At 69.3% G+C, this 20,699-nt stretch carries 23 protein-coding genes and 1 pseudogene; 9 read left to right on the top strand and 15 right to left on the bottom strand.

Features of this window, described 5'->3' with window-relative positions:
- Positions 1-3: 3 nt before the first annotated feature.
- Positions 4-552, top strand: coding sequence for an efflux RND transporter periplasmic adaptor subunit (locus tag C1707_RS21190; protein WP_101714673.1), 549 nt, complete (start codon positions 4-6; stop codon positions 550-552).
- Here C1707_RS21190 and ku read toward each other — a convergent pair.
- Positions 549-1,472, bottom strand: coding sequence for a non-homologous end joining protein Ku (gene ku / locus C1707_RS21185; protein WP_101714674.1), 924 nt, complete (start codon positions 1,470-1,472; stop codon positions 549-551). The two genes, C1707_RS21190 and ku, sit on opposite strands and share 4 nt — an antisense overlap.
- Positions 1,473-1,543: 71 nt before the next feature.
- Positions 1,544-1,786, bottom strand: coding sequence for a DUF5961 family protein (locus C1707_RS21180; protein ID WP_101714675.1), 243 nt, complete (start codon positions 1,784-1,786; stop codon positions 1,544-1,546).
- Between the two features lie 466 nt (positions 1,787-2,252).
- Here C1707_RS21180 and C1707_RS21175 point away from each other — a divergent pair, with 466 nt between their 5' ends.
- Complete coding sequence (locus C1707_RS21175; RefSeq protein ID WP_101714676.1) at positions 2,253-3,392, top strand: alpha/beta fold hydrolase; 1,140 nt, start codon at positions 2,253-2,255, stop codon at positions 3,390-3,392.
- A 266-nt stretch (positions 3,393-3,658) separates the two neighbouring features.
- Here the strand turns inward: C1707_RS21175 and C1707_RS21170 are convergent, their stop codons facing one another.
- The 3 genes from C1707_RS21170 to C1707_RS21160 all read right to left on the bottom strand — a co-directional run bounded on the left by C1707_RS21170 (position 3,659) and on the right by C1707_RS21160 (position 4,627).
- A complete protein-coding gene (locus C1707_RS21170) occupies positions 3,659-4,021 on the bottom strand; it encodes a hypothetical protein (RefSeq protein WP_101714677.1) in 363 nt (120 codons plus the stop codon).
- 1 nt (position 4,022) lies between these two features.
- Positions 4,023-4,220, bottom strand: a complete 198-nt coding sequence (locus C1707_RS21165) for a KGG domain-containing protein (RefSeq protein ID WP_101714678.1) — start codon at positions 4,218-4,220, stop codon at positions 4,023-4,025.
- A gap of 101 nt (positions 4,221-4,321) precedes the next feature.
- Entirely contained in the window at positions 4,322-4,627 is a 306-nt protein-coding gene (locus C1707_RS21160) for a hypothetical protein (RefSeq protein ID WP_101714679.1), read from the bottom strand.
- Positions 4,628-4,842: 215 nt separating this feature from the next.
- Here C1707_RS21160 and C1707_RS21155 point away from each other — a divergent pair, with 215 nt between their 5' ends.
- On the top strand, positions 4,843-6,552 hold the full coding sequence (locus tag C1707_RS21155; RefSeq protein ID WP_240633770.1) for a putative bifunctional diguanylate cyclase/phosphodiesterase: 1,710 nt from the start codon (positions 4,843-4,845) through the stop codon (positions 6,550-6,552).
- 665 nt (positions 6,553-7,217) lie between these two features.
- The gene (locus tag C1707_RS21150) at positions 7,218-9,275 is read left to right on the top strand and encodes a glycoside hydrolase family 65 protein (protein WP_101714680.1); all 2,058 of its coding nucleotides are present in this window, start codon (positions 7,218-7,220) and stop codon (positions 9,273-9,275) included.
- A gap of 10 nt (positions 9,276-9,285) precedes the next feature.
- On the opposite strand, the gene C1707_RS21145 is transcribed toward C1707_RS21150, so the two are convergent.
- Both C1707_RS21145 and C1707_RS21140 read right to left on the bottom strand, forming a co-directional pair.
- A complete protein-coding gene (locus tag C1707_RS21145) occupies positions 9,286-9,588 on the bottom strand; it encodes a hypothetical protein (RefSeq protein ID WP_101714681.1) in 303 nt (100 codons plus the stop codon).
- Between the two features lie 196 nt (positions 9,589-9,784).
- Positions 9,785-10,684: an SDR family oxidoreductase gene (locus C1707_RS21140; RefSeq protein ID WP_101714682.1), complete on the bottom strand. Its 900-nt coding sequence runs from the start codon at positions 10,682-10,684 to the stop codon at positions 9,785-9,787.
- 220 nt (positions 10,685-10,904) lie between these two features.
- Between C1707_RS21140 and C1707_RS21135 the strand changes: the two genes are divergently transcribed.
- Positions 10,905-11,249: a lipoprotein gene (locus tag C1707_RS21135; RefSeq protein ID WP_101714683.1), complete on the top strand. Its 345-nt coding sequence runs from the start codon at positions 10,905-10,907 to the stop codon at positions 11,247-11,249.
- 48 nt (positions 11,250-11,297) lie between these two features.
- Complete coding sequence (locus tag C1707_RS21130) at positions 11,298-12,062, top strand: hypothetical protein (protein WP_240633769.1); 765 nt, start codon at positions 11,298-11,300, stop codon at positions 12,060-12,062.
- A 291-nt stretch (positions 12,063-12,353) separates the two neighbouring features.
- On the opposite strand, the gene C1707_RS27025 is transcribed toward C1707_RS21130, so the two are convergent.
- Genes C1707_RS27025 through C1707_RS21115 form a run of 4 tightly spaced genes read right to left on the bottom strand, consistent with a single transcriptional unit; the run spans position 12,354 to position 13,934 of the window.
- Complete coding sequence (locus tag C1707_RS27025) at positions 12,354-12,476, bottom strand: hypothetical protein (protein WP_276310640.1); 123 nt, start codon at positions 12,474-12,476, stop codon at positions 12,354-12,356.
- 32 nt (positions 12,477-12,508) lie between these two features.
- Positions 12,509-12,835: a hypothetical protein gene (locus C1707_RS21125; RefSeq protein ID WP_101714684.1), complete on the bottom strand. Its 327-nt coding sequence runs from the start codon at positions 12,833-12,835 to the stop codon at positions 12,509-12,511.
- Positions 12,832-13,605, bottom strand: a complete 774-nt coding sequence (locus C1707_RS21120; RefSeq protein ID WP_101714685.1) for an exodeoxyribonuclease III — start codon at positions 13,603-13,605, stop codon at positions 12,832-12,834. Before C1707_RS21120 ends, C1707_RS21125 begins: the two co-directional genes overlap by 4 nt.
- A gap of 8 nt (positions 13,606-13,613) precedes the next feature.
- Entirely contained in the window at positions 13,614-13,934 is a 321-nt protein-coding gene (locus C1707_RS21115) for a DUF3606 domain-containing protein (RefSeq protein ID WP_240633768.1), read from the bottom strand.
- A gap of 114 nt (positions 13,935-14,048) precedes the next feature.
- Here C1707_RS21115 and C1707_RS21110 point away from each other — a divergent pair, with 114 nt between their 5' ends.
- From C1707_RS21110 to C1707_RS21100, 3 genes are all read left to right on the top strand, one after another.
- Positions 14,049-14,231: a hypothetical protein gene (locus C1707_RS21110; protein WP_101714686.1), complete on the top strand. Its 183-nt coding sequence runs from the start codon at positions 14,049-14,051 to the stop codon at positions 14,229-14,231.
- Positions 14,232-14,240: 9 nt separating this feature from the next.
- The gene (locus C1707_RS21105; protein WP_101714687.1) at positions 14,241-14,471 is read left to right on the top strand and encodes a KTSC domain-containing protein; all 231 of its coding nucleotides are present in this window, start codon (positions 14,241-14,243) and stop codon (positions 14,469-14,471) included.
- A 128-nt stretch (positions 14,472-14,599) separates the two neighbouring features.
- Positions 14,600-14,989, top strand: coding sequence for a hypothetical protein (locus tag C1707_RS21100; RefSeq protein WP_101714833.1), 390 nt, complete (start codon positions 14,600-14,602; stop codon positions 14,987-14,989).
- On the opposite strand, the gene C1707_RS27235 is transcribed toward C1707_RS21100, so the two are convergent.
- From C1707_RS27235 to C1707_RS21080, 4 genes and pseudogenes are all read right to left on the bottom strand, one after another.
- The gene (locus C1707_RS27235; protein ID WP_101714688.1) at positions 14,986-15,360 is read right to left on the bottom strand and encodes an alpha-ketoglutarate-dependent dioxygenase AlkB; all 375 of its coding nucleotides are present in this window, start codon (positions 15,358-15,360) and stop codon (positions 14,986-14,988) included. The two genes, C1707_RS21100 and C1707_RS27235, sit on opposite strands and share 4 nt — an antisense overlap.
- A gap of 74 nt (positions 15,361-15,434) precedes the next feature.
- Positions 15,435-18,491: pseudogene (locus C1707_RS21090) on the bottom strand (error-prone DNA polymerase); the annotation flags it as partial.
- Positions 18,488-20,011: a DUF6504 family protein gene (locus tag C1707_RS21085; RefSeq protein WP_101714689.1), complete on the bottom strand. Its 1,524-nt coding sequence runs from the start codon at positions 20,009-20,011 to the stop codon at positions 18,488-18,490. The gene C1707_RS21085 and the pseudogene C1707_RS21090, both read right to left, overlap by 4 nt.
- Complete coding sequence (locus C1707_RS21080) at positions 19,923-20,684, bottom strand: ImuA family protein (RefSeq protein WP_101714690.1); 762 nt, start codon at positions 20,682-20,684, stop codon at positions 19,923-19,925. The genes C1707_RS21085 and C1707_RS21080 overlap by 89 nt, the downstream gene beginning before the upstream one ends.
- Between the last annotated feature and the right edge of the window lie 15 nt (positions 20,685-20,699).

The following is a 20,699-nucleotide window of genomic DNA, read 5'->3' as shown; positions in this document are numbered from 1 at the left end:
GCCATGGCGAAACCCTCCAAGCTACGACTGAAGGTCTTCGGCGCCCAGTTTGGCTTTCACGACACCATCGTCGCCGCGCCGAGCCAGAAGGCGGCGCTGGAGGCCTGGGGCATACGCCAGAACCTCTTCGCCGAAGGCAGCGCCAAGATCATCGACGATCCCGACGCCGTGGCCGCGGCCCTGGCCCACCCGGAGGTCCCGTTGCGGCGGGCGGTGGGCAGCAAGGACCCGTTCAGCTTGGAGCCAGGTCTGCCGGATGTTCCCGATGCGCCCAAGCCCAAGAAGGCCGACCTCAAGCTCGTGCCCAAGGCCAAGGCGCGCCAGCCCGAGCGTCCGCCGCCGAACCGTGCGGAGTTGTCGGCGGCCGAGAAGGCCCTGGCCGCGATCAACCAACAGCGGATCGATGAGGAGGCCCAATTCCAGGCGCGGCGGGAGGCTCTGGAGCGCGAGGAGACCGCCTCGCGTCAGCGCTGGAGCCGCGACCGCAAGGCCGCCGAGGCGGCGCTGGACAAGGCGCGGCGCGCTTACCGCGAGGCGGGCGGCGAGACCTAGCCGGCCTTGCGCGTCCGGCCCTGACCGGTGGACGCCTTGGGCTTTGCCTTGGCCTTGGCCGGGGTCTTGGCCTTGGCGGCGGTCTTGCCCGCGGCCTTGCTGGAGGCTTGGGCCGTCGAGGCCTTCTCGCCGCCGGACTTCGGGGCGCCGTCGCCGCCAAGGCTGGCGCGCAGCGCCGCCATCAGGTCGATCACATTGGTGTCCTCGGGCTCTTCGACCTTGGCGACCTTGTGGCCCTTCTGCTTGGCCTTGATCAGGTCCTTGAGGGCTTCTTCATAGCGATCGACGAACTGGCTGGGATCGAACGGGCCTTCCTTCTGCTCGATGATCTTCTGGGCGATGGCGATCATCTGCGGATCGGCGTCCTTGTCGCTGATCGACCCGAAGACCTCCTTCTCGTCGCGGACCTCCGCATCGGTGCGCAGGGTGTAGGCCAAGATGCCCTTGCCGCTCGGCTCCAGGGCCAGGAGACGCTCGCGCGTCGACATCACCACACGGCCCAGGGCGATCTGGCCGGAGCGGGCCATGGACTCGCGGATCACCGCGAAGGCCTCCTGGGCCAGCTTGCCGTCGGGGGCCAGATAGTAGGGATTGTCCCAGTAGCGGCGATCGATGTCCTCGGCCGGCACGAACCGCTCGATGTCGATGGTCTTGGTGCTCTCCAGCTTGACGTCGTTGATCTCGTCCTGGGTCAGGAGGATGTATTCGCCCTTGGAGACCTCATAGCCTTTCACCAGCTTGGAGCGCTCGATCGGCCCGGTGTCGGGGTCGGTGGTGACCATCTTGATCCGGTTGTTGGTCTCCGGATTGATCAGGTTGAAATGCACCTCGCCACCGCTGCTGGTCGCCGTGTAGAGCGCCACCGGACAGGTCACGAGCGAGAGGCGGAGATGTCCTTGCCAGGTGGGGCGGTAAGCCATGGTCTTTGTCCTTCGGCGCCTGTGCGGGCGGGGCGCTGGGACTCAACGAGGCTCGCGGTGATTCGTTTCGGTCAGCCGCAAGGCGCGGTTTGGCCGGTCTCGACGTCGACGCGGAAGCAATGCTCGCCGCCGCCGTCGAGGTCGCGGACAATCACGCGGATGGCCTCGTCCTCGTCGGGCGCGATGGCCAGGTCTTCCAGATAGGCCACAGCCGCGGCCTCGAACGTGGGTTCGTGGACAATGCGCGCGTGATGGCGGCCCGCATGATCGGCATGGACGCTGAAGCGGCGATCGTCGTTGGCGGCTTGGGTCATGTTGCGCTCCTTGGGCTCACAACGCGCGAGGCCGCGGAAGGATTCACCCCCGGCGCGCCAAGGCGCTGCGAGCACGCTTAGCGCAGGTTCGCCGCGGTTTCGAAATAGGCGTGGCGGGCGAGGATAAGAGCGCCTTGGCCAGTGTGGAGGTTTTTGGGCTCTGGGCGTGTGCGCGATCTCAGGCGTGATGCGGCGGCGCGTTCGCATTTGCGCAAGAGGTGAACGAGGCCCGGCGGCCAACCGTTGAAGCTGGCGTCGCCGTCCGCGACGAGGACGGAGCAAAGGCCATGACCGAGACCCCGCAAGTTCCCCTTAAGCCCGGCGACGAGGCCCCGCCCGTAACCCCCGGGACCGGCGAGAATCTCTGCCCTGATTGCGCTGGAATCGGCCGGATCGAGGAGCGGGCCTGCCCGGCCTGCGCCGGCACGGGGCGGGTCAATAGCGGCGTCGGCGGCGGGTAGCGACCATGCATGACCTCATCGAGCCGGGCTGGACCCTGACCCATCGTGCGGTGAACGGCCTGGATCTGGTGGTGGTCGAGGCGGGGCCGGCCGATGGCGCGCCGGTCATCCTGCTGCACGGCTTTCCCGAATTCTGGTGGGGCTGGCGCCGGCAGATCGCGGCCCTGGCCCAGGCCGGCTATCGTGTCATCGCGCCCAATCTGCGCGGCTATGCCGGCAGCGCGGCGCCCAAACCCGTGGCTTCCTATCACCTGGACATACTGGCCGCAGACGTTCTGGGCCTGGCCAAGGCGTGCGGGGTTTCGCGCTTTGACCTGGTGGCCCACGACTGGGGGGCGGTGATCGCCTGGCGGGTCCTTAACCTCTATCCCGACCTCGTCGCCCGCGCGGTGCTGATGGATGGGCCCCATCCCGACCAGCTGGCCGCCTACGCCGCCGCCCATCCGCGGCAGGCGGCGCGCAGCGCCTATGTCGCGATGTTCCAGCCGCCCGTCCTGCCGGAGCTGGCCTTGCGCGCCTTCGGCTATGCGGCTCTGAAGGCGTCGCTGCGCGGCAGCGCCCGGCCAGGGACCTTTTCGGACCGGGATCTTGCGACTTATGAGTGGACCTGGGCGCAGCCTGGAGCCCTGAGCGCCATGCTGAACTATTACCGGGCCTTGCGTCTGCGCCGGGCGCAGGCGCGACCACCCGCCATCACCACGCCGGTCCTGGTGCTGTGGGGACAGGGCGACGCCTTCCTCGAGCCGGGTCTGGCCCGGGCGGCCCTGTCCCTCTGCCAGGCGGGACGTCTGATCGTCGTGCCGCAGGCCGGACACTGGCTGCACCTGGAACAGCCGGCGGCGGTCAACGCGGCGATCCTTGAGTTCCTGGGTGAAGGGGCGGAGACGTCCGGCAACGGGCCAGGGCCCCCGGCGTTGGTTGGGGAGGAGGCGGACATGAGCATCAAGCAACAAGCCGATCAGGAGATCGAGGCCAGTCGTGACGGCGATGCGGACCTGGCCTTTCTGCTGCCCGAAGACCAGTGGGACGCCTTCCTGTCGCAAACCGGCGCGATCAGCCAGGGCGACCCGCCTGAGGCGACCTATCGCGGCGTGCGTTTCAAGCGCGCCCCGGTCACGGCCATCATCCACGAAGAAGGGTTCTGATCCGTCACCGCCCTCGGATGGGGCGCGTCGTCTAAGGTCACGCCCCCCAGGGCTCGTCACCCCCCTAGACTTCGGGCGTTATCCGCCGGCGACGAGCGGACAAAAGCTCAAACGGGGCGAGGGACGCGTGAGAACGGCCTTCGATAGGCTTGGCGCGTGGGAACGTAGGGCCGCCGTGCGGGCCGTTCAGCGTCGAGGCGCGGGCGCGAGAACCCTCTGTCGCACCGGCCGCCATAGAGTTTCCATCGACGCGAGCTTACGCGCGATCAGTTTCCATCCCCATCCAGCGCCAGGGCCAGGTCGAAAAGGGTGATCGCCACCACCGCCACCGAGGCGATGGCTAGGAGTTTCTTGTCGGCGGCGGGTTTGCGTCCCGCCAAAGCCAGGCCGCCCAGGTCCATGGCGTCGCCGGCGACGCGCAGCCACAGGAACGGGCCGAACTTGACGGGCGCAAGCAGGGCCGCGCCCGCCGCCAGTTCACGCGATCCGAAGGCCGCGATGGCTTCGGCCGAGGTGTCGGGCGAGGCCCCGATGAGGCCGGCGAAACGCCTTGGCGCGATCAGGGCCGCCAAACCCAGGATCACGCTGGCCGCGCCGACACCCTGCTTGACCTTGGTCAACAGGGCCATGTCAGGCCTCGGCGCGCGAGCGATTGGACGAGCCGCCGGCCCGGCCGGCCGAGGCGGCCAGGTCGCGGTTCTGGGAGAAGCTGCGTTTTTCCGGGGGCACGGCGGCGCCGCCCTTGGCCGCGATCTGGCGACGCTTTTCCGGCGACATGGCGGCAAAGCCGCGCTTGGACGTGGAGGCGGTTTCGGCGTGCAAGGCCATGGGGGGCTCCCGTTGCTGACGGGAAGACAAGCTTGTCGATGGCGCAAGTGTTCCAACGGCTTGGCTGGGAAGCCATCTTCCCGACCGGCGGCCAGCGCGGATCAGTCGGCCGCGCAGGCCCTCAGCATGGCGGTCGAGGCGTCGATCGCCTCCTGCGCGCTCAGACCACGGGTGTCGCGCGCCTTGGCCAAGGCGGCCGCGCAGAGCGGGTCGCCCGCCTTGGCGAGCGGCCCGCTAGGCGTGGCCGCAGCGCGGGGCGCTGCGGAAAGGGGCGAGGGCTGGGCGACGACGAGGACGACGAACGCCATGGCGGCGGTCAGCACCAGGACAGCCACGGCGATCGTCAAAATCCAGCGCGCCTGGAGCGGCGGGGCGAGTGCAAAGGTGATGCGCGGGGCCAAGGTCATGGCGGGGCGTCCGGGGCCGGGCGCGGATCGCGGGCGGCCAGGTTGCTAACGCTCGAACCGACCAAAGGCGCCGCGGGGCCCCGGGCGGACTTGGGCCCGCTCCCGAGCTTTTCGCCTCAGGCTGGAGAGGCGTGCGACCCATGGTCGCGAGCCGTGGTCAGAAACGATTAGCCCTCCTCGGCGCAGTGTCGCCGCCAGTGTGAGGGATTGCTAAAGTGCCGATATCAAATGTTATTTCGCTTCCCAGCCGCCGTCAGGGCGTCGAGCCCGAACTGATCCTGGCGGCCCTGGGCAACCTGCCCCACGGCCTGTGCATGGTCGGGTCCGACGGACGCCTGGCCTTCTGCAATCTCGCCTTCGCCGCGCTTTACGACCTGCCCCAGCACCTGACCGAGCCGGGCGCGCCTCGCGAGGCGATCATCGCCCATTGCCTGCGCACGGGGCAGGGGCCCATGCGCGGCGTCGCCGAGCATCTGGCCAAGAGCGCCACGGCCGCGCCAGGCCAGGCGGTGATCGGCGAATATGAACTGGCCGACGGCCGCACGGTGAGGGTCTCCCACACGCCGCTGGCCGGCGGGGGCTATGTCGCCACCCACGAGGATATCTCCGACCGCGTTGCGGCCTCCGCCCAGATTGCGTTCCTGGCCTACCGAGACACCCTGACGCGCCTACCCAATCGCGCCGCCTTTCAGAAGAGCTTCGAGAACGCGGTCGCCGCGGCCGAGCGGGCCGGGGAGATGTTCGGCGTCATCATGATCGACGTCGACCACTTCAAGGACATCAACGACACCCTGGGCCATGACGCCGGCGACGCCCTGCTGCTCAGCCTGGCCGATCTCCTGCGCCGCGCCTTTCGCAAGTCCGACACCGTCTCGCGCCTGGGCGGCGACGAGTTCGCTGTCGTGCTGCGGGGCCTTGCCGGGCCTGAGGATCTGGCGCGGCCGATCGAGACCCTGCAGGCGCTGCTGCGCACGCCCATCGAGCACGCGGGGCGCAGCTTTACGATCAGCGCCAGCATCGGCGCGGCGCTTCACGAGGACCCCGACGCAGACCCGCTTCACCTGCTCAAGAACGCCGACGTCGCCCTCTATGAGGCCAAGGCCGGCGGTCGCAATCGCTGCGTGGTCTTCCAGCCGGCGATGCGGACCCAGGTCGAGCAGCGCGTCGAGTTGCTGCGCGAAGTGCGTCTTGGCTTGGCGCAGGGGGAGTTCGACCTCTTTTACCAACCCGTCGTCGACATCGCCGCCAACCGCGTCGCCGGGTTCGAGGCGCTGATGCGCTGGAACCATCCCGAGCAGGGCGTCCTGGCCCCCGGCGCCTTCATGGCCGCCTTCGACGACAGCGACCTTTCCCTGAAGCTGGGCGAGGTGGCGCTGGAACGCGCCCTGGGTCAGATGCGGGCCTGGCTCGACGAGGGCGTGGAGCTTGGCCGTGTGGCCATCAACGTCTCGACCGAGCAGTTTCGCTCAGGACGCCTGGCCAGCGACATCGCCGATCGCCTGGCCCGCTGGAATGTCCCGGCCAGCCGCCTGACCATCGAGGTCACCGAAAACGTCTATATGGGCTGGGGCGCGGACGTGGTGGCGAGCACGGTTCGCCAACTGCATGACACCGGCGTGCTGATCGCCCTGGACGACTTTGGCACCGGCTACGCCTCCTTGGCTAATCTGCGTCAGTTCCCGGTCGATCGGCTGAAGATCGACAAGTCGTTCGTCCAGAACGTCGAGGACGACGCGATCGTTCGGGCCGTGATCAACCTTGGGGCCAGCATGGGCATGAAGGTGGTCGCCGAAGGCGTGGAGAAGCCCGAGCAGCTGGCCACCCTCAGCGGCTATGGCTGCGATCAGGTCCAGGGCTACCACTTCGCCAGGCCCATGCCGGCCGCCGAGGTCGCCGACTTCGTGGCGCGGTTTGGTCAGGTCTAGGAGCGAGCTGGTACGCGCAAAGGCGCCCCGGCCGTGACCGGGGCGCGATGTAGGCTCAAGCCGGATGGCGAGCGGGGAGGCAAAGCCTCCAGTTTGGATGCGGCCTGACGGGGTCAGGCCGGCGCTATTCGAAGGCGAAGGCGTGGTCGCGCCCGCATGACGCCTGATCGGCCCTCTTGCCCAGGCGCGCTGCGCGCGCGCCGCCTCGTCCAAGGTCATGGCCAAGTGCAAGCATCGTCTGGACCTCCAGCAAAACCAAAGGCGGCGCCGCAGGCTGCACGATGAACGCGCAAGCTTGGCGGCGCCTGACAGGTTTACGCGCCGCCGACAGAAAATGTTCCAACGTCGCAGGACGGCGCTGCGGGGCGCGCTAAGGTGGGCCGCGCTCAAGGGCGCCTCCTTCAGGGTCGGAGCCGCGCGGATATCTGGGAGACGCGAGCCCCGATAGGTCCCGTGGGACAAGCGTCGACGGGCCAAGCCGAGCTCAGGAGGATCGGCAGGCTTCGCGTATCGCTCGGACGCAGTGCAAGGCCATCGCTTTACGGTTTGGCCCCAGCGCGGTCATGGCGTTGGGTGCGCCGCGGCCCCTCATAGGACAGACCATGAAACCATAGGCAGCCTTGGCGGTTCGAAGCGCAGGACTCCCAGACAGGTCGCCGCCATCGATGAACACCCCGATCAACCCGCCCCCTGTCGCCGGCGCTGGACGTCGTGAACTTCCAGCCTATGTCGCCAACGGTCTGGTCGGCCTGCGGGTGCGAGAGACGCCCCTGCAGGCCGGCATGTGCCTGGTCAGCGGCTTTAGCGGTCAGCACTACGAACGGCAGATCGAGGCGGCGGCGGTGGCGCCCTATCCTTTGGCGGGGGACTTGGCTCTGGATGGCGTCTGGCTGTCGGACGTGCCCCACCAAGTCACCGAGCTTCAGCAGGACTACGACTTCTCATGCGGCGAACTCACCTCGCGCTTCGTGTGCGAAGCGCAGGGGCGGCGGGCGGCGGTGGAGGTCGTGACCTTCTGCAGCCGACGCGATCCGACCCTGGTCTGCCAGGAGATCGCCGTCACGGTCGGCAAGGCCTGTGCTCTGGGATTGCGAGCGAGCATCGACGCCGCGGGCGTCGACGGGGCCGCCTTGCGCCATAGCCGCCAGACCCCCGGCGAGGACGCGCCAGCCTGCGACGGCTCGCTGCTGTGGAGTTCTGCGGGAGATCTGTCCACCTGCGGCTTGGCCCTGGTCACCGAGGTGCTAGGCGCTGGCGAGGTCGAGCCGATCCGCCCACCGCTGCGCGATGACCGCCTGGTCAGCGAATATGGGCTGGCGGCGCGGGCAGGGCGGACGGTGCGGCTTCGCCAGATCGTCAGCATCGTGCCCGATGTTCTGCATGCGCTCCCCGACCAGCAGGCCCAGCGGCTGGTCGCCAAGGCGCGCAGCGACGGCTTTGACCAGGTGCGCCGCCAGAACCGCGCGGAGTGGGATGAGCTATGGAAGAGCCGGATCCGCGTCGAGGGCGCCGACGAGCGCTGGCAGGGGATCGTCGATGCAGCCTTCTTCTACCTCAACAGCTCGGTCCATGCCTCCTCGCCGGCTTCGACCTCGATCTTCGGTTTGGCGACCTGGCACGACTATCACTACTACTATGGCCACGTGATGTGGGACATCGAAGCCTTCGCGGTTCCCGCCCTGTGCACGATCCAGCCCCACGCGGCCAAGGCCATGCTCGAGTACCGTTTCACGCATCTGGACGGGGCGCGGCGCAACGCCCAGCTGATGGGGCGGCGGGGCCTGCAGTTTCCCTGGGAAAGCGCGCCGCGCAGCGGAGAGGAAGCCGCGCCGATGCCGGGCACGGCCGCCTGGCACGAGGACCATGTTTCGCTGGATGTGGCCCGCGCTTTCGTCTTCTATGCCGACGTCACCGGCGATCGGGAGTTCCTGCGCACGCGGACCTGGCCAGTGGTGTCCGGGGTCTGCGAATGGATCGCCAGCCGGGTTTCCAAGGTGCGCGGCGGCTACGCCATCAAGGCCTCGATGGGCATCGCCGAGCGTCAGCAGCCGGTGGACAACGCCGCCTTCACCAACATGGGCGCGGTGGTGGTGCTTCACGCCGGATTGAGGATCGCCGAGGATCTTGGATTGGCCGCCGATCCGGCCTGGCGGGAGATCGCCGAGGGCATGCAGATCCCACGCCGCGGCCAGGCGGTGGTTTCGCACGACGACTTCCGCACCAACGAGGAAAAGGGCGCCACGCCCGATCCCCTGATGGGCTTGTTTCCCTTCGGCTACGCGATGACGCCCGAGGAAGAGGCCGCGACGCTGTCGCTCTATCTCGACCTGGCCGACGACTACATCGGCAGTCCGATGCTGTCGGCGCTCTATGGCGCCTGGGCCGCCCGGCTCGCCGATCGGGAACGCGCGCTCGCCTTGCTTGAGGCCGGCTATGGCCAGTTCGTGGTCGGACGCTTTCTGCAGACCCTCGAATACCGCGCCGACCGATTTCCCGAGCAGCCCCAGGCCGGTCCTTTCTTCGCCAATATCGGCGGCTTCCTGACGGGTCTGCTTTTTGGGTTCACCGGGGTCTTCCCATCGGGAGTTCAGCCCGACGCCTGGAGCGGGCGCCCCGTCGTCCTGCCCAAGGGGTGGTCGGCAATCGAAATCGACCAGCTTTGGGTCCGGGGACGGTCCATGGGCCTGACGGCCCGCCAGGGCGAGACCGCTCGTTTGGCCTGATCGCGCGCCTTTAGTGCAAACGGCGGCTGACGGGCGCGCGCTGCGGGCGTTCAAACCCGGGCGGCGGCGGGCCGCCGTTGTGCAGGAAGGCGATCAGCGCGCCGACCAGCGGGTGCAGGACGGCCGCCCTGGCCTGATCAAGCGCCGCCCAGGTCACGGTGGCCTCCAGCGGATCGACGAGCCGCGTGGTCGCGCAAGCCGGCGCTTCGACGACGACGCCCTTTTGGGCCGCGCGCAGCCGGATCGGCAGGCGCGCGGCGACGATGCTCTCGGTCGCACGCCGCATATCTTCCATCAGGGCCGTCTGATCCACGTCCAGGCTCCTAAGGTTTGCCGCCCACGGCGGCTGGAACTCGAGGGGTACGCGCACCAGCCGGCTGAGGTGGTCGACGGGACGGATCGTCCGCGTTGACGGGTTCGACCGCAAGAGCAAGCCGCTTCGGAAAATGGCTGGAGCCCGGATCGGCGCCGAACTGTGTCCTTTGAGGCGCTTGTGCGACACCCGGACGTCAGGCGATGCCGGCCCCGCCAGTAACGCCATAGACCTCGCCGGTGATGAAGCTGGCTTCCTGCGAGGCCAGGAGCACGTAGATCGGCGCGATCTCCACCGGCTGGCCAGGGCGGCCGAACTGGCTCTGTTCGCCAAAGTGCTGCACCTTCTCCTGGGTCTGGCCGCCGCTGGGCTGCAGGGCGGTCCAGAAAGGGCCGGGCGCGACCGCGTTGGCGCGCACGCCCTGCTTGATCAACTGTTTGGCCAGGGCCTTGGTGAAGGCGACGATGCCGGCCTTGGTGGTGGCGTAGTCGAGCAAGGTGTCGGACGGCTCGTAGGCCTGGATCGAGGCGGTGTTGATCACCGCCGCGCCGGGCTTGAGGTGCGGCTTCGCCGCCTGGGTGATCCAGAACAAGGCGTAGAGGTTGGTCTTTAGCGTGTGGTCGAACTGCTCGCTGTCGATGGCGGCGATGTCGGGGCGGCTGACCTGCTTGCCGGCGTTGTTGACCAGGATGTCGAGCCCGCCCAGGCCTTCCACCGCCTTAGCCACCAACTCGCGGCAGAAGGCCTCGTCCTTGATGTCGCCGGGCAGGGCGACAGCCTTGCGACCCTCGGCCTCGATCAGGGCGATGACCTCACGGGCGTCGCTTTCCTCGCTCGGCAGATAGCCGATGGCCACGTCGGCGCCCTCGCGGGCATAGGCGATGGCGGCGGCGCGGCCGATGCCGGAGTCGGCGCCGGTGATCAGCGCCTTGCGGCCGACCAGCTTGCCCGCGCCGCGATAACTTTCCTCGCCGTGGTCCGGCTGGGGGTGCATCTTGGCGGCGAGGCCCGGCGCCGGCTGCGGCTGGGCCGGGAAGGGCGGCTTGGGATATTGCTCGCGCGGATCTTGGGTGCGCAGACGCTCTTCAGGGCTCATGTCCGGTCTCCTCGGGAGACAGCGCAACGGACGGGCGCAAGCCCTGTTCCGCCCGGGTGAGAGGATCTGCGGCGCCGCTATCGTTACGGCAAAGCCTTGGATTCGGAAGAATTCCCCGCACCGCGCAATGTCCCGGCGCCGTCGTCGATTCCGGACGATTGGGGTTGGAACTGATCGGTGGGCTCAGGCCTTCCTCCCGGCGCCACTGGGAGACATAACCATGATGAAACCCCTGATCATCGCGGCGGCCGCCGCCAGCCTACTCGCAGCCTGCGGCCAGAAGACCGACACGGCCGACAAGACCGAAGGCCCGGCCGTCTCGACGTCCGAGGCTCCGCGTAACACCGCGGTCGACACAACCCCGACCACCGGCGACGCTGGGCCCACCCCCGGAGCCAGCTCCTACACCGAGGCCCAGGCCAAAGGAGCGATCGAGTCCGCCGGCTACACCGGTGTCGGTCCGCTGACTCAGAACGAAAACGGCCTGTGGCAGGGCAAGGCCACAAAGGACGGCAAGGAAGTCAGCGTCTCGGTCGACTACAAGGGCGCCGTCACGGCGATGTAGCCGTCCGCTCGGGCCGCAACTTCAACCAACATCAACGGGAAGATCGCCATGACCAGAACCATCACCCGCCTTTTCGATACCCATGCCCAAGCCCTCGACGCCGTCCAGGATCTCGAGCGCGCCGGCGTTGATCGCGACAAGATCAGCCTCGTCTCCAACAACGCCGACAACTGGCACGCCGGCGATTGGCGCACCGGACGGGGCCTCGGCTCGGATGGTCCGCTGGGCGACGCCAATCGTGACGGCGAAAACGACGTGGCCGACGGCGCCGGCAAGGGCGCGACGACCGGCGGCTTGATCGGCGGCGGCGCGGGCCTGCTGGCGGGTCTGGGCATGCTGGCCATTCCGGGCCTGGGTCCGGTGGTCGCCGCAGGCTGGCTGGCCTCGACCGCCGTCGGCGCGGCCGTCGGCGCGGTGGCCGGCGGCGCGACGGGCGGCTTGCTCGGCGCGCTGAAGGAAGCCGGCCACAGCGATGCCGAAGCCAACGTCTATGCCGAGGGCGTACGTCGTGGCGGGACCCTGGTCAGCGTCAAGGCAGACGAGGACCGTGCGGTCGAGATCGAGCAGATCCTCAACGGCCGGCGCGGCGTCGATGCCGTCTCGCGCGGCGATGTCTATCGTCAGTCCGGTTGGTCGCGCTTTGACGAGGCTGCCGAACCTTACAGCGCTGAACAGGTGGAGCGCGAGCGTGCGCTTTATCGCGGCGAGCAGCGGTCCTTTGTCGGCGGCGAAGCTGGCGCAGCGTTCGATGACGACGACGGCCGCCGCGACACCCTCGATCGCCCCGGCGATGGCCTGACGCCACGCGTCTAGGCGCGCTGGCGCCTGACCGGCCAGAAACCGACAGATCAGAGGAGCCCCGGGCCAAAGGCCCGGGGCTCTTTTCGTCAAGTCGCGATGACGTTGGCCGCCGATAGGCGCCGATGGCGCCTCGGTGTGGGCTGAGATTGATCGGATGCTGAAGGCCGCGGGCCCGTTGGCGCGCAGGACTGGGCCGTTCATTGAATACGAGGCCATGGCCCGCGACGCCGCCATCAGTGGCGAGGTTTCGCAACTGAGACCCCGCCTGAGCCAGGTCCATTTGTTCGGCGCGCCTCGGTCTTGCTAGCGCGGCGCCAGGGCGACCAAGGCCACCGCCACACCGGCGGCCAGGATCGCCAGGACGGCGAGGCTCGCCCAGCCGGCGGGGGTCAGCAGGCGGGCGGTCGGGCGGGAGCGGGCGGGCATGGCGCGATCGTACGGCGCCGCTGATGGCGGCGCTAGTCGTGGCCAAGGCTCTTCCACCATTGCGCATAGGCGGTGTTGCGGGCCAGGCGGCGGGTAAGGTCGGGGGCGCCGTCGTCCCACCAGACTGGTCCGCGCTCGCCAAGGCCGACCTTGGCCTTCTGAACCTCGGCGCGGGCCGACGTGAGGGCTGTCTTGTCGCCGGCGGCAAGCGCGCTGCGCACGGCGCGTCGCGCGGCCATCAGCTCTTCGACCAGCGCTTGGCGTCGCTCTTGCGGGAGGCCGGGATTGCTCCGTCGCCAGAGGCGTCCGCGCACGACGATGTAGCGACCATCGGGGGTGACGGGCGAGGCCGCGCTCATCGGTCCAGCGTGATCCAGGCGGGGGCATGGTCGCTGGCGCCGTCCAGGTCCCGAACCCAGCGATCGACGCCCGCGTCGACCAGGGCGTCCGTCAGTTGCGGCGAGACCAGCAGATGGTCGATGCGCAGGCCCTTGTCCTTGGGCCAGCGAAATCGAAGATAGGACCAGAAGGTCCAGAGCGGTCCGGTTGGATGGATCGCGCGCAGGCCATCGGTCCAGCCCTGGTCCAGCAGGCGTTGGAACGCCGCGCGGCTCTCGGGACGCAGCAGCGCGTTGTCGCCATAGGAATGGTTGGGATAGAGGTCGGCCTCGGTCGGCACGACATTGTAGTCGCCCGCCAGGACGACGGGGACCTTCGCGTCCAGCAGCGTCTGGGCATGGGCGTTGAAGGCCTCGAACCAGACCAGCTTGTAGTCGAACTTCGGACCCGGCGCAGGATTGCCGTTGGGCAGGTAAAGGCCGCCCACCAGCACGCCGTTGACCGCCGCCTCGATATAGCGCGCCTGGGCCTTGTCGGGATCGCCGGGCAGGGCGGTGCGGGTCAGGACCGGGGTCATGCCGCGGGCCAGGATCGCAACCCCGTTCCAGGTCCGCTGACCCTTCCATACCGCGCCGTAGCCCAGCGCCTCCAAGGCCGCGAGCGGGAAGGCGCCCTGGTCGGCCTTCAGTTCCTGCAGGCACACGACGTCGGGCTGCTCGGCCTCCAGCCACGCGGTCAGGACGGCCAGGCGCGAGACGACGTTGTTGATGTTGAAGGTCGCGATCTTCAAGGCGCGGCCTAGTCGGCCGCGCCACGCGCCGAGGTCAGGCGCAGGGCTACCGCCTCGCTGTCGGGCCCCACGGCGATGACGGCGTTGCGGACGGCGTCGGTATCGACGCCGAGCCGCTCCGCCCAACGGCCCAGGGCCGCCTCATCCTCCAGGTCGATCTGTTCCACATGCCCGGCCTCGGCCCGATCGGCCGCGCTCTGGAGGCGCGATCCAGTCTCGCGAGCGGCCTGCGGCGTCATCGAAAGGCCCGCCGACCCAGGCCCTCGGACCGTGACCTCGCCCTCCACCGGGGCGACCTGGCTGGGTTGGGTGAAAGGCTTTTGCGGCATCGGGCTCCTCCTGCCGTCAGAACCGATGGCCCGGGCCGGATGTTCCCGTCGCCGCGTCGCGGGAACGGTTTGCCTTGCCTGCGGATTCGTCATTTCGAAGGAGGACTTATCGCCATGTCCAAACGTGAACTGATCGAGCCGCACGACGGCGACAAGCGCTACATCCGCCGCGACGACCAAGGCCGCATCAAGGAGTCGGTCGACGTCCGCAAGTCGCTGGCCGCCGACCAGCGCCAGCACGCCAAGAACGACGCCGGTCGCGGCCAGGGCGACAAGGGTGATCGCCAGAAGCACTAGGCCAAGGCCATGCCCTCATCGGTGATCAAGGCCTTCGCCTATGACGAAGCGGCCAAGGTCCTGACCGTCACCTTCGTCAGCGGGCGCGTCTATGCCTACCGGGGCGTGCCCGCCGACGTCGCCCAAGGCCTGAGGCTGGCCTTCGCCAAGGGCGAATATTTCAACGCCACGATCCGCGACCGCTATGACGCCGCGCCGGTGGAGGTTGGAACCGATCGGCGCCAAGGCTCGCTTTTCTAGGGTCCGCCGCGTGGCGTATCAGGCGGACGGGGAGACCGGCCCGCGCGCATGCCCTCCGCCGCCACGGGCCGGCCGACTCCGCCCGGTCGTTGCTGGACGACGACGCCGGCGCTCCCCATATCGTCTCCATGCCCAACATCGCCGCGGCCCCGGCCGCCGAGATCTTCCGTGAGCCGCAAGAGCTTCTGGACGACGCCATCGGCGTGGTCGTCGACCTCGAAGACGTCGCCGCCCGTCGCGAACGCCTGGCGACTTACGCGCAGGCCACGCGCCCGGTCATCGTCTACCGCTTCGTCTTCCCGCCGGGCGCGAGCGTGATCGGCGCGGCCGGAGCGCCGCGAGACGCCGCCGCCCAGCTGGAATTGCTCGTCGGCCTGACCGGGGGCGGCCTGGTCAAGAGCCACGGCGGACTGGCCGCTCGGATTCCCAAGCTGCTGGCCGCCCGGTTCGAAGCCATGGCAGGGGCCCTGATCGCCGACTGGCTGGTGGCGCTCGATCTTGGCGAAGACGCGCCCTAGACCTGGGCGTCGCGGAAGGTGCGGAAGGTCACCGAATAGCGCAGGACCTCGACCGGCGGGATCGAATGCTCCCAGGTCTCGCGTGAAGGACCCGTCAGCAGATAGGCCGAGCGCGGCGCGGGGCGCAGGGTGGCGCGCTCGAACCCCTCATCGCGCCGGCGCCGGAAGCGGAACGGACAGCTGGAGCCCAACGACACGCCCGCGACGATCTCGCACTGAGGCCGGTCGCGGTGCCAGCCGATGCCGGCACCAGGCGCATATTCGATGGCCAGGGCCTGGCGAAACGCCTCCGGATCCCGGCCGGCAAGGGCCGCGACCTTGGCCCGCAGCGGCAGCAGGACGTCGGGGATTGGCGCGGCGGGCTCGAGCACGCCGCGGGCAAAATCGTAGGACCAGCCGAAGGACACGACCCGACGATGGCCCTCGTAGCCATGGAACTGGAATGGACCTCGCCCTCGCGCTGGATCCGGCCGTCGACGCCGAGCAGGTGCGCGCCCAGGGCGATGCGACGCTGCTTGTCGTAGAGCGTGCGCCAGACCACCAGGTTGGCCACGCCGGTCTCATCCTCGATGGTCATGAAGAGGACGCCCTTGGCGCTGCCGGGCATCTGGCGCACCAGGACGAGACCCGCCGTCTGGATGAACTGGCCGTCCCGGCCTTGGGCGACGTCGCGGCAGGGCGCGCGGCGGCGCTGGGTCAGGTCATTGCGGAGCAGGGCCAGCGGATGGCGGCGCAGGCTTAGCCCCACATGGCCATAGTCCTCGACGATCTCGCGGCCCTCGGTCATCGGCTTCAGCGATACGGCCGGTTCATTGAGCTCGCTCGCGCCCGGCTGATCGAACAGCGGCAGGGCCTCGTCGCGCAGCGCCTTGATCGCCCAGCCGGCCTCGCGCCTGGCCAATCTGAGACTAGGCAGGAAGGCGTCGGCCTCGGCCAGCCTGGCCAGGGCGCCGGGCTTGGCGCCGGACCGACGCCAGACGTCGTTGATCGAGGCGTAGGGGTCCTCGCCCCGGGCCAGGATAATGGCCGCGGCCTCGCCGTCGGCCAGGCCCCTGATCATCCTCAGGCCCAGGCGCACTGCGTGGCGACCGGTATCCCCGATCGGCTCCAGCGTGCAGTCCCAGCGCGAGGCGTTGATGCAGATCGGGCGGACCTCGACGCCGTGCTCGATCGCGTCGCGGACGATCTGGGCCGGCTGGTAGAAGCCCATCGGCTGGCTGTTGAGCAGGGCGGCGCAGAAGACGTCCGGATGGTGGCATTTGAGCCAGGATGAGGCGTAGGCCAGCATGGCGAAGCTGGCCGCGTGGCTTTCCGGAAAGCCGTAGGAGCCGAAGCCTTCCAACTGGCTGAAGGTCTTCTCGGCGAAATCCTGCGGATAGCCGCGCTCGACCATGCCGCCGACGAGCTTGGCCTTGAAGTGGGAGACGCCGCCGGTGAACTTGAAGGTCGCCATCGAGCGGCGCAGCTGGTCGGCCTCGCCGGGCGTGAACCCCGCGCACTCGATCGCCATCCGCATGGCCTGTTCCTGAAACAGCGGCACCCCCAAGGTCTTGCCCAACACCTTCTCCAGAGCGGGAAGGGGGTATTCGACCTTCTCCTTTCCCTCGCGGCGGCGCAGGTACGGGTGGACCATGGCGCCTTGGATGGGCCCTGGCCGGACGATGGCGACCTCGATGACGAGGTCGTAGAAAGAGCGGGGCTTGAGCCTTGGCAGCATGGCCATCTGGGCCCGGCTCTCGATCTGGAAGACGCCCAGGGTGTCGGCCCGGCGGATCATCGCATAGGTGCGCGGATCCTCCGGCGGGATGGTGGCCAGGTCCTTGTGGACGTCCTTGTACTCGGCGAGGAGGTCGAGGCCGCGCTTCAGGCAGGTCAGCATGCCCAGCGCCAGCACATCGACCTTCATGAACTTCAATTCGTCGATGTCGTCCTTGTCCCATTCGATGATCTGGCGGCCGTCCATCCGCGCCGGCTCGATCGGGACGAGCTCGTCCAGGCGGTCCTCGGTCAGCACGAACCCGCCCGGGTGCTGGGAAAAGTGGCGCGGGGTGTTGAGCAGCTGCTGGGCCAGTTCCAGGGTCAGCCGCAGTCGGCGGTCCGACAGGTCCAGGCCAATGTTGCGGGCGTGCTTTTCCTCGATCTCCTCGCGGCTGAAGCTCCAGACCTGGCTGGACAGGGCCTTGGTCATGTCCTCAGGCAGGCCCAACACCTTGCCCACGTCGCGCACCGCGCCCCGCGGGCGAAAACGCTGGACGACCGCGACCAGGGCGGCGCGATGGCGGCCATAGGTCTCGAAGATCCACTGCATGACGATCTCGCGCCGCTCGTGCTCGAAATCCACATCGATGTCCGGCGGCTCGTTGCGCTCCTGGGAGACGAAGCGCTCGAAGAGGAGATCGTTGCGCTCGGGATCGATCGAGGTGACCCCCAGCACGTAGCAGACCGCCGAATTGGCGGCCGAGCCGCGGCCCTGGCAGAGGATGTCGCGGCTGCGGGCGAACCGGACGATGGAATGGACGGTCAGGAAGTAGGGCGCGTAGCCCAAGAGGCCGATCAGGCGCAGCTCGTGGGCCAGCGCCCTTTCTACCTCGGGCGGCACGCCCTCGGGATAGCGTTGGGCCGCGCCTTCCCAGGTCAGGCGCTCCAGCGTCTCCTGCGGGGTGGCGCCCGGCTCGCTGACCTCATGCGGATACTGGTAGGAAAGCTCATCGAGGCTGAACCGGCAGCGCCGGGCGATGGCGAGCGAGGCGGCGATCGCTTCGGGGTGCTTGGCCAGCAGCCGATGGATCTCGGCCGGCGCCTTCAGGTAGCGGTCGGCGTGGCGATCGCGCCTGAAGCCGACATCGTCGATCGTGGTCCCCTCGCGGATGCAGGTGATGACATCCTGCAGCAGGCGGCGGGCCTTTTCGTGGAACAGCACCCGATTGGTGACCACCGGCGTCACGCCGGCAGCCCGGGCCAGGGCCTCGAGCTGATAGAGGCGCAGGGCGTCGCCAGGGCGGCGGCGCAGGGTCAGGGCCAGGTGGGCGTCGGCCCCGAAGATCGCCGCTACCTTCTTCAGCTGCAGGGCGCAGGCCGCGTCGGGCGCTTCGGGCACGAGGATGGCGATCAGGCCCTGCGCGTAGGTCGCGACATCGTCGAGGGTCAGGTCGCATTCGCCCTTGCCGGCTCGGGCCTTACCAAGAGAGAGCAGGCGGCAGAGCCGGCCGTAGGCGGCCCGATCGGTCGGATAGACCAGGAGGGTCATGCCATCGCGCAGCACCAGTTCGCAGCCGACGATCAGGCGCAGGCCCGTGGCCTTGGCGGCGATGTGGGCGCGCACGATCCCGGCGACGCTGTTGCGGTCGCAGACCGCCAGCGCCCGGTAACCGAGACGCTGAGCCTCGTCGAAGAGTTCGCCCGGCGAAGACGCCCCGCGCAGCAGCGAAAAGTGCGAGGCGCATTGCAGCTCGACATAGGAGCCAAGGTCGTCCTGGACCTGCGGGCAGGCCGGCGCGCTCATCCAAAGACCCCCGCCATGAACCAGCGTTGGGTTCCGGTCTGCGCGTCCTCGCCGTCGCCGTCGCGGAAGATCCAGAACCGCTCGCCGCTGTCGTCCTCGACCTGGAAATAGTCGCGGCTGCGGGCCAGTTCGGCGTCGGCCTTCCACCATTCGCCGAACACCCGCTCAGGACCGTCGGCGCAGCGCACGCGATGGCGGGTTCCGCGCCAGGTAAAGGCGGCAGGCGGGGCGTCGGGCAGCAGGGCCACGGTGTCGATCGGCTCCGGCCGCGGGAAGAACCGGGTCGGCCGCGGCCAGTCGGCGGGCCAGGAAAAGCTTTCCGGCGCGTCCAGGGGCGGGGCCAGGCGCACCGATCGCTCGGGCAGGTCGCTCTCGGCGCTGGCCAGGCGGTAGACGTGCTCGGGTCCCAAGCGGTTGGAGAGGGTGTCGATCAGGCCGGAGAGGTCGACGGCCTGGTCGGCCTCCAGCGCCTTGGCCTGCTTGTAGACCAGCCGCTCGGCGCCAGGCGCGGCCAGCACGATCTTCTCGACGCCAAAGCCCGGATCGACGGTCTCCAGCTTCTCGCACAGCAGCTTGGCCAGCCGCTTGGCGTTCCGCGACGGCGAAGCCAAACCAATGCGCGCCATCTCGATGCGGTTGTCGACACGGTGGAACCAGGCGTCCAGGCGCTTGGCGCCCAGGCCGGCTTCCTCCAGGACGGCGCACAGCGCCTGGGTCAGCTGCGTCAGATAGCGGGCCATGGTCTCGGGTGCGCCTATCGGCTCGGCGAAGATCTTGCGCACATGCAGGGTCTCCGCCGCCATGACCGGCTCGATCGGCTCGGCCTTGCGCCCGAAGGCCTGATCCAGGCGCAGGACCGGCTCGGCGCCCAGGCGATGGACCAGCGGGCCCTTGGGCGTGGCCTCCAGCTCGCCGATAGTGTCAAAACCCAGCCGTCCGAGCCCTTCGACGAGATCGGCGGGAAGGCGCAATGCCGCGGCGGGCAGCAGGCTGATTTCGCGGCCCGTGGTCCCGGGCGTGGCTACGAAGATCGCTCGCCGACTGAACCGGGCCAGGGCGTGGGCGCCGCCCCAGCTGTCGGCGATGGCGACGGTGGCGGTCAGGCCGACCTTGGAGAGGCGCTCACGGATGGCGATGGCCATCTTTTCCTCGCCGCCGAAGAGATGGGCGCAGCCGGTGGCGTCGATCACCAGGCCGTCGGCGCCGTCCGGTGCGACGGTGGGCGAGTAGAGCTTCTGGGCCCACAGCGCCAGGCGGTGCAGGGCGGCTTGATCTCCATCGACGTCCAGGTCGTGAAGCAGCAGGCCGGGGACCAGGGCCGTGGCGTGGGCGACCGCTTGGCCGATGCGCAGCCCCGCCTGGGCGGCGGCGAAGTTGAGATGCGCGATCGCGCGCCGACGCCCGACGCGGCCGACCATGACCACCGGCGTCTCAGGCGGCGGCGCGGCCTTGCCCTGGCCGCGACGCAGCCGGTCGGTCGGCCAGCGGGGCAGGAAGACGGAGATGACCCTTGGCGTCACAGGCTTCTATCTCAAGGTCGAAGGCTTCGCCGGCGCGGCAACGGAAGAGCTCAAGGAACCAGCGCGGCCGTCCCACGCCGGCGGTGGGAAGGGGCGAGGAGGGCAGGGCCGAGACCCGCCAGCGCGTGGCCGCCGCGGTCGGCTGGCCAAGGTCGGCGGCGTCGGCCACCCTGCGCCATCTTCGGATGGCGATGGCCATCTGGCCGCTCTTCTCGGCCGCCAGCTGAAGCCGCCGCGAGGCGGTCATCGACAGCTTGCCGACCTCGCCGACGACGCCCGCCAGGCCCGGCCAGCGCAGGCCTTCCTCCATGCAGGCCAGGACCCCGGCCTCGTCGCCGGCCTCGGCGAAGATCACACGGGCCGGGGGCAGGCCCACCTGGGCCAGGGCCGGGGCGAACAGGTCCCGCTGGCGCAGACACCAGAGCACCGGCCCCGGGGCGCGGGCCAGGATGCCGGCCGCGAAGCGGGCGGGGGTGGCGGCATGCAAGGCGCCGTCCGCGCCGCCGGCCACCTCGTGCAGGGCGCCGATCGCCAGGCCGCCGCCAGGCAGGCGCTCGTCGATCTGCGGCACGCCGAACGGCAGCACCGTTCGCGCGGCCGCGTCGGCGGTCTCGATCAGGCGGACCTGGCGGCGGAGCGCGTCGAGCGCGGCGGGGGTGCGGGCAAGGGACATGGGTTAAAAACGGAT

Origin of the sequence: Caulobacter flavus, from assembly GCF_003722335.1 — a bacterium.
In the GTDB taxonomy this organism is placed as follows: Bacteria; Pseudomonadota; Alphaproteobacteria; order Caulobacterales; family Caulobacteraceae; genus Caulobacter; species Caulobacter flavus.
The sequence above is the reverse complement of the archived record's forward strand: the minus strand, read 5'-3'. Positions and strand labels throughout refer to the sequence as shown.